We start from the raw sequence: 8,001 nt of genomic DNA on the forward strand, positions 1-8,001 counted from the left end.
TGTACTTATTTTTTATTTTTGTGTGCATGGTTGTGTGTTGATTGGTCTGTTGACCAGCGAGCCTATGGTGGTTTGTTGGTTGGTGTGTGCCGGTAAGGTGTTGTTATACGCATCTTTTTGAATACTGTTTAGTGTTTCGGCTGCATTGATGGATTGGTTGGCATGTGATTGTGTTCAACTTTTTGTCTCCTCTTTTTGTGCCCCGTCGGGTTGGGGAGGCAGTTTATTTTTCTTTGTAGTAATTTTTGGACGCCAGCATGGACTGCTTTTGTGTGGTTTGTGGTGGTTTGTTCTTTTGGTTAGGTTTGGGCTTTTCACGGCCTTGATTTTGGAATGTTGTTCTGAAATTCTTTTTGTGGAGAGTTTGATCCTGGCTCAGGACGAACGCTGGCGGCGTGCTTAACACATGCAAGTCGAACGGAAAGGCCCTGCTTGCAGGGTACTCGAGTGGCGAACGGGTGAGTAACACGTGGGTGATCTGCCCTGCACTTCGGGATAAGCTTGGGAAACTGGGTCTAATACCGGATAGGAGCCATCTTTAGTGTGGTGGTTGGAAAGTTTTTTCGGTGTAGGATGAGCTCGCGGCCTATCAGCTTGTTGGTGGGGTAATGGCCTACCAAGGCGGCGACGGGTAGCCGGCCTGAGAGGGTGTACGGCCACATTGGGACTGAGATACGGCCCAGACTCCTACGGGAGGCAGCAGTGGGGAATATTGCACAATGGGCGCAAGCCTGATGCAGCGACGCCGCGTGGGGGATGAAGGCCTTCGGGTTGTAAACTCCTTTCGCTAGGGACGAAGCTTTGTTGTGACGGTACCTAGATAAGAAGCACCGGCTAACTACGTGCCAGCAGCCGCGGTAATACGTAGGGTGCGAGCGTTGTCCGGAATTACTGGGCGTAAAGGGCTCGTAGGTGGTTTGTCGCGTCGTCTGTGAAATTCTGGGGCTTAACTCCGGGCGTGCAGGCGATACGGGCATAACTTGAGTGCTGTAGGGGTAACTGGAATTCCTGGTGTAGCGGTGAAATGCGCAGATATCAGGAGGAACACCGATGGCGAAGGCAGGTTACTGGGCAGTTACTGACGCTGAGGAGCGAAAGCATGGGTAGCGAACAGGATTAGATACCCTGGTAGTCCATGCCGTAAACGGTGGGCGCTAGGTGTGAGGGTCTTTCTACGACTTTCGTGCCGTAGCTAACGCATTAAGCGCCCCGCCTGGGGAGTACGGCCGCAAGGCTAAAACTCAAAGGAATTGACGGGGGCCCGCACAAGCGGCGGAGCATGTGGATTAATTCGATGCAACGCGAAGAACCTTACCTGGGCTTGACATACATCAGATCGCTGCAGAGATGTAGTTTCCCTTTGTGGTTGGTGTACAGGTGGTGCATGGTTGTCGTCAGCTCGTGTCGTGAGATGTTGGGTTAAGTCCCGCAACGAGCGCAACCCTTGTCTTATGTTGCCAGCATTTGGTTGGGGACTCATGAGAGACTGCCGGGGTTAACTCGGAGGAAGGTGGGGATGACGTCAAATCATCATGCCCCTTATGTCCAGGGCTTCACACATGCTACAATGGTCGGTACAACGCGTTGCGACACTGTGAGGTGGAGCGAATCGCTGAAAGCCGGCCTTAGTTCGGATTGGGGTCTGCAACTCGACCCCATGAAGTCGGAGTCGCTAGTAATCGCAGATCAGCAATGCTGCGGTGAATACGTTCCCGGGCCTTGTACACACCGCCCGTCACGTCATGAAAGTTGGTAACACCCGAAGCCGGTGGCCTAAACGTGTTAGGGAGCCGTCGAAGGTGGGATCGGCGATTGGGACGAAGTCGTAACAAGGTACCCGTACCGGAAGGTGCGGGTGGATCACCTCCTTTCTAAGGAGCTTTTATTATTGGGCTGCAGTTGCAGCCAGAACCCATAGTTGTGGGTTGCCCACTGTTGTTTGATGGTGGGTTGGTGGTTGAGTAGGCGAGTGTTCTGCTGCCACCGAATTTGGAAATTCCGGGTAGGTGACACACCTTAATCAGCAGTATCAAGTGTTGAGACAGTGCTTTGTGACATGCGTAAAAGTGTCCATGTATACAAAAATGAGTGTTGATTGTACGTTGGTGCATTGTTGGGTGTCTGGGGCATTATCCCCTTTTTTGTGTGCCTGACTGGTTGATGGATGCCATTCATTGTGGTGGTGTTTGTTGCTGGTTCGGGGTGTTGTGTGAGAACTGTATAGTGGACGCGAGCATCTGCATGATGCCACTTACACGTTGTGTTTGTGGTGTCTTGTGTGTGTGATGTGATTTTTCTTTTTGTTTATTTTGTCAAGTTCACTTGTTACCACCACATGCTGGTTGCATGGCTTTTGTTGGTTGTGTGGTTTGTGTGTGGTGGTTGGTGTGTTCGTTATTTAGGGCGCATGGTGGATGCCTTGGCATGCTGAGCCGATGAAGGACGTGTAAGGCTGCGTTAAGCCTCGGGGAGTTGTCAATAAAGCGTTGATCCGAGGATGTCCGAATGGGGAAACCTGGCCCTGGTTATGTGGGGTTACCCTTCAGTGAATTCATAGCTGTTGTGGGGGTTACGCGGGGAAGTGAAACATCTCAGTACCCGTAGGAGGAGAAAATAATAATGATTCTGCTAGTAGTGGCGAACGAACGTGGATGAGGCTAAACCGTGTGCATGTGATACCTGGTAGGGGTTGTGTGTGCGGTGTTGTGGGGCCTGATTGTGTGTCATCTACCAGTGGCACGCCCTGTGCATTGTTGTTAGGTGAAGTGGTTTGGAATGATCTGCCGGAGTAGGTGAGAGTCCTGTAGCTGAAGATGATGATGTGGGGGTTGTTGGGTTCCCGAGTAGCAACGGGCTCGTGGAATCTGTTGTGAATCTGCCGGGACCACCCGGTAAGCCTAAATACTCAGTGTGACCGATAGTGGATAGTACCGTGAGGGAATGGTGAAAAGTACCCCGGGAGGGGAGTGAAATAGTTCCTGAAACCATGTGCTTACAATCCGTCAGAGCACTTTTTATGGTGTGATGGCGTGCCTTTTGAAGAATGAGCCTGCGAGTCAGCGGCATGTCGCGAGGTTAACCCGTGTGGGGTAGCCGTAGGGAAACCGAATCCTAATGGGGTGGTAAGTGGCATGTCCTGGACCCGAAGCGGGGTGATCTACCCATGGCCAGTGTGAAGCAGCTGTAAGAGGTTGTGGAGGCGCGAACCCACGTAGGTTGAAAACTGCGGGGATGAGCTGTGGGTAGGGGTGAAAGGCCAATCAAACTCCGTGATAGCTGGTTCTCCCCGAAATGCATTTAGGTGCAGCGTCGCATTTAGCTTGGTGGAGGTAGAGCGACTGGTTGGTTGAGCGGGACTACAATCTTAGCAATGTCAGCCAAACTCCGAATGCCATCAATTGTGTTGTGCGGCAGTGAGACTGTGGGGGATAAGCTTCATAGTCGAGAGGGAAACAGCCCAGATCGCCGGTTAAGGCCCCTAAGGGTGTACTAAGTGGAAAAGGATGTGGGATCGCGAAGACAGCCAGGAGGTTGGCTTAGAAGCAGCCATCCTTGAAAGAGTGCGTAATAGCTCACTGGTCGAGTGGTTCTGCGCCGACAATGTAGTGGGGCTCAAGTACACCGCCGAAGCCGCGGCAAGCAACAATTTTTTGTTGTTTGGGTAGGGGAGCGTCGTGCATGGGTGGAAGCGTTACCGTGAGGAGGCGTGGACTGTGTGCGAGTGAGAATGCAGGCATGAGTAACGAATTGTAAGGTGAGAATCCTTACCGCCGGATGACTAAGGGTTCCTGGGTCAAGTTCGTCTTCCCAGGGTGAGTCGGGACCTAAGGCGAGGCCGACAGGCGTAGTCGATGGATAACCAGTTGATATTCTGGTACCCGTACATGTGCGCCCATGATAAAGCACGGATACTAACCACTGCGGATACGCTACCTAGCATTCTTTGAGTGTTGGTGGTGTTGATGTCGTGGGGCCTGATGTGTGGTTCAAGTGATGGGGTGACGCAGTGAGGTAGCCGCGCCACTTACTGGATTGGTGGTGTAAGCGTGTAGGCCGTGTGGTAGGTAAATCCGCCACACATATAGGTTGAGGCGTGATGCGTAGACCCTACAAGGGTTGATGGTGGTGATCCTGTACTGTCGAGAAAAGCCTCTAGCGAGTGTGTGTATGGCCCGTACCCTAAACCGACACAGGTGGTCAGGTTGAAGATACTAAGGCGTTCGGGTGAACTGTGGTTAAGGAATTCGGCAAAATGCCCCCGTAACTTCGGGAGAAGGGGGGCCCTGTGACGTGAAGACCCTTGCGGTTGGAGTGTTGTGGGGTCGCAGAGAATAGAGGGAAGCGACTGTTTATCAAAAACACAGGTCCATGCGAAGACGTTAAGTTGATGTATATGGACTGACGCCTGCCCGGTGCTGGAAGGTTAAGAGGACCGGTTAGTAACCTTTGTGGTTGCGAAGCTGAGAATTTAAGCCCCAGTAAACGGCGGTGGTAACTATAACCATCCTAAGGTAGCGAAATTCCTTGTCGGGTAAGTTCCGACCTGCACGAATGGCGTAACGACTTCTCTGCTGTCTCGACCACAGGCCCGGTGAAATTGCATTACGAGTAAAGATGCTCGTTACGCGCGGCAGGACGAAAAGACCCCGGGACCTTCACTATAGCTTGGTATTGGTGTTTGGTTCGGTTTGTGTAGGATAGGTGGGAGACTGTGAAGCTATCACGCTAGTGGTGGTGGAGTCGTTGTTGAAATACCACTCTGATCGGATTGAGCATCTAACCTTGGCCCATGATCTGGGTTGGGGACAGTGCCTGGTGGGTAGTTTAACTGGGGCGGTTGCCTCCCAAAATGTAACGGAGGCGCCCAAAGGTTCCCTCAGCCTGGTTGGCAATCAGGTGGTGAGTGTAAGTGCACAAGGGAGCTTGACTGTGAGACAGACATGTCGAGCAGGGACGAAAGTCGGGACTAGTGATCCGGCACCTACTTGTGGATGTGGTGTCGCTCAACGGATAAAAGGTACCCCGGGGATAACAGGCTGATCTTCCCCAAGAGTCCATATCGACGGGATGGTTTGGCACCTCGATGTCGGCTCGTCGCATCCTGGGGCTGGAGTAGGTCCCAAGGGTTGGGCTGTTCGCCCATTAAAGCGGCACGCGAGCTGGGTTCAGAACGTCGTGAGACAGTTCGGTCTCTATCCGCCGCGCGCGTTGAAACTTGAAGAAGGCTGTCCCTAGTACGAGAGGACCGGGACGGACGTACCTCTAGTGTGCCAGTTATCCCGCCAGGGGTAGTGCTGGTTGGCTACGTACGGAAGGGATAACCGCTGAAAGCATCTAAGCGGGAAGCCTGTTTTAAGATGAGGTTTCTTTTGAGGTCCCCTAAAGACTATGGGGTAGATAGGCCAGACTTGGAAGCACTGTAAGGTGTGAAGGCTACTGGTACTAATTGACCAAAACAAACACACCACAACAAACCCCCTAAACACAATGTTTGGATATGTTGGGTGAGCTTGATTGAAGCGAGTAAACAAACAAAAGTGCACATTCACGTGTGTGTCGCGTCCACTATGCAGTATCTGACACAACACCCACACACAGTGGTGGGTAGTGTTCTGATAGGTTTGTCGGTGGTTCATAGCTACAGGGAAACGCCCGGTCCCATTCCGAACCCGGAAGCTAAGCCTGTACGCGCTGATGGTACTGCAACCGGGAGGTTGTGGGAGAGTAAGTCACCGCCGACACCAAACAACAAAACAACAAAATAATGTTTGTACCGAGAGGGGCAAGGACACCGATTTCATCGGTGACCTTGCCCCTCTTTTTCGTGGTCCCATAGTTTTCTATAATGTAGCCTATGAGGACTCTTGCACAGGCGGTAACCGATCTCGTTCGGACCAATGACCCTGATCTGTACAAGGGTGAACGCGGGGTGTATTACAGCGACCGCATATTTGAAGCTGCTGAGCTATTAGAACAAGCAGTGGAGAATCCTGCACAACTTCTCGGGATTGTGCCGCCGAGTCCGCCCGATATTGTGTTTGTTTCTCTAGACGCTGTAGAAGAGATTCTCAAGACTATCCCTAGGGTGAATGATTATGCCCATGCCGTAAGGGATGCCGGCGAAGTCTTGGCGCGGGTAGTTCCTTCCGCGGCACAGCAAGCTAGTTATTTTGGTTGCGCTTTGGCTGGCTGGTTTATACGAATGAATGAGATTCTCCCAGCGGAAGAAATCGACCTCGACCCAGTCTATTTGGCACCTGCCTTTGGTGAAGAGGGGGTGGCTCGCATCCGTTCGTGGAATACGGCGGAGCAAGGTAGTGGATACGTGGGGCGTCGGCTAGCGGTACTAGAAGGAGCTAGTGAGGCCGTCCTTCGTACCCATGGTCTCAAGGGAAGTGCGGCGTCGCGCTATGAGGAGATTATTGCCGGCCTTTGTAATATCGGCCGCTACGATCTTGCCTTCGATTGGTCCGAGAAGGCAGTTGGTGAGTGCGCCCCAGCGGAAGTCCGAAATATCGCTTCGCGTTGGGCCGTACTTGCTAAGGAGCATTTTCCCGAACACTCGGAGCGCGTGGCTCGCAGTGTATTCGACACATATCCAGAACTGTCGTCCGCTCAGCAACTCTATGCTGCGGGCACCGACAAGGCGAATTCTGCGACGCATATACAAGCCACGTTGGCGGCGAAGCCGTGGGACTTAGCGATGTTCCAGCACTTGTACCTTGAAGACCCTGGACTTGCCTGGAGAACCGTCGCAAAGGCGGGAATGGAACAGTCAATGGCGCAACGGTTCCTTGATGACCTCCCGGAGCAGGCTCTTCCCTTCGTTCGCGACGATGTCGCAACGTATTTAGATTCGACTCGGGTTGGTCGCGATATGGGCATCGAGCTGCTGCAGACCATGAGGGAAAAGTCGGCGGAGCTAGGGGAGCCCTGGGAAGCGGACTTCAATGCATTCTTGACAGGCCTGCGCCGTCGCTACGCCGAACGGCATGTCATTTTAAGGCGACTGGACGAGGTTTTTCTTATTTCTTAATTCGACTACCGCTAAAACGCCCAGGTAGTTCCTATAGGCAACCATGAAGTCAACGGCACCAGGTAGGGACAGCAATGTACGGACACTGCTCACGGGTGTACAAATCCGTTAACTTGTTGTAAGCGTGTTTACATGAGCGAGTCAGTGATCAGTTTGCGCGTTAACGCGAAGCAAAAGGAGCGCCTAGATGCGCTTGCTTCGCGGACTGGACGGACAGGGGCCTTCTATCTTCGCAAGGCCCTAGATTCCTACCTAGATGAACTTGAGTATGTGTATGCGCTCGAAGCCGAAGCCGAAGCAGCCCGATGCGGAGAATTGGACACAATCTCGTTGCAGGAGTTAGAGGACGAGTGTGGCTTGGTCGATTGAGTTCACCCCACGTGCGGTTAAGTCGTTCCGTTAGGTCGGACCAAACGGGGGTCAGCTCCGACTGATTTAGACGATTTTGGTCCTCCGCTTTGCTAACGCGCTTCGCGGTATCAAGAACGGCCTTCCGTAGGGGATTCCGACTACAAGGTGATCATGTTGCCCATCACGCTTGGCTTATTCGACTAGAATTATTGAAAACTATTTGCGACACTCTCGTAGATTAAATATTCTAAACAGGGCTATCTAACCTGATTGCTATCAGCATTTTAGTCTTTGACGTGATTTGCATGTATCCATTTGCCGTCCAGTTGCAAATCTGTGTACTTATACGTACACACACCACATCCGCTCACAATGAAAATTGTGATGGTGTGGTTTTCATTTTTATGGGGGTCAGGTCCGTGCGCGCATTAAAGCTGTGCATGAGAAAGCCCGAACCATCGATAGGCTCGAGACGAATGCTAGTAGAGCACGGCAGTCATCGGGGAGTTGTTAATTATGGCTGAGCGTGTCAAGTTGTTTGTGTGTGGGGCTAGGTTTATAGGTATTTGTCGAAGCGGGCGGGAAAGGCTACGGCCATTTGGTTGATGGCTTGT

1 protein-coding gene and 3 rRNA genes are annotated in these 8,001 nt (G+C 52.3%); all 4 read left to right on the forward strand.

Annotation, left to right across the window (positions count from 1 at the left end):
* Positions 1-352 precede the first annotated feature (352 nt).
* A 16S ribosomal RNA gene (locus HMPREF1257_RS03920) occupies positions 353-1,871 on the forward strand.
* A gap of 516 nt (positions 1,872-2,387) precedes the next feature.
* Positions 2,388-5,465 (forward strand): 23S ribosomal RNA (locus HMPREF1257_RS03925).
* Between the two features lie 158 nt (positions 5,466-5,623).
* Positions 5,624-5,741: ribosomal RNA gene (rrf, locus tag HMPREF1257_RS03930) — 5S ribosomal RNA — on the forward strand.
* Together the 16S, 23S and 5S rRNA genes form the textbook arrangement of a ribosomal RNA operon.
* Positions 5,742-5,854: 113 nt before the next feature.
* Complete coding sequence (locus tag HMPREF1257_RS03935) at positions 5,855-7,036, forward strand: hypothetical protein (protein WP_023025828.1); 1,182 nt, start codon at positions 5,855-5,857, stop codon at positions 7,034-7,036.
* Positions 7,037-8,001 lie beyond the last annotated feature (965 nt).

The organism is Corynebacterium sp. KPL1814 (genome assembly GCF_000478175.1).
GTDB lineage: Bacteria > Actinomycetota > Actinomycetes > Mycobacteriales > Mycobacteriaceae > Corynebacterium.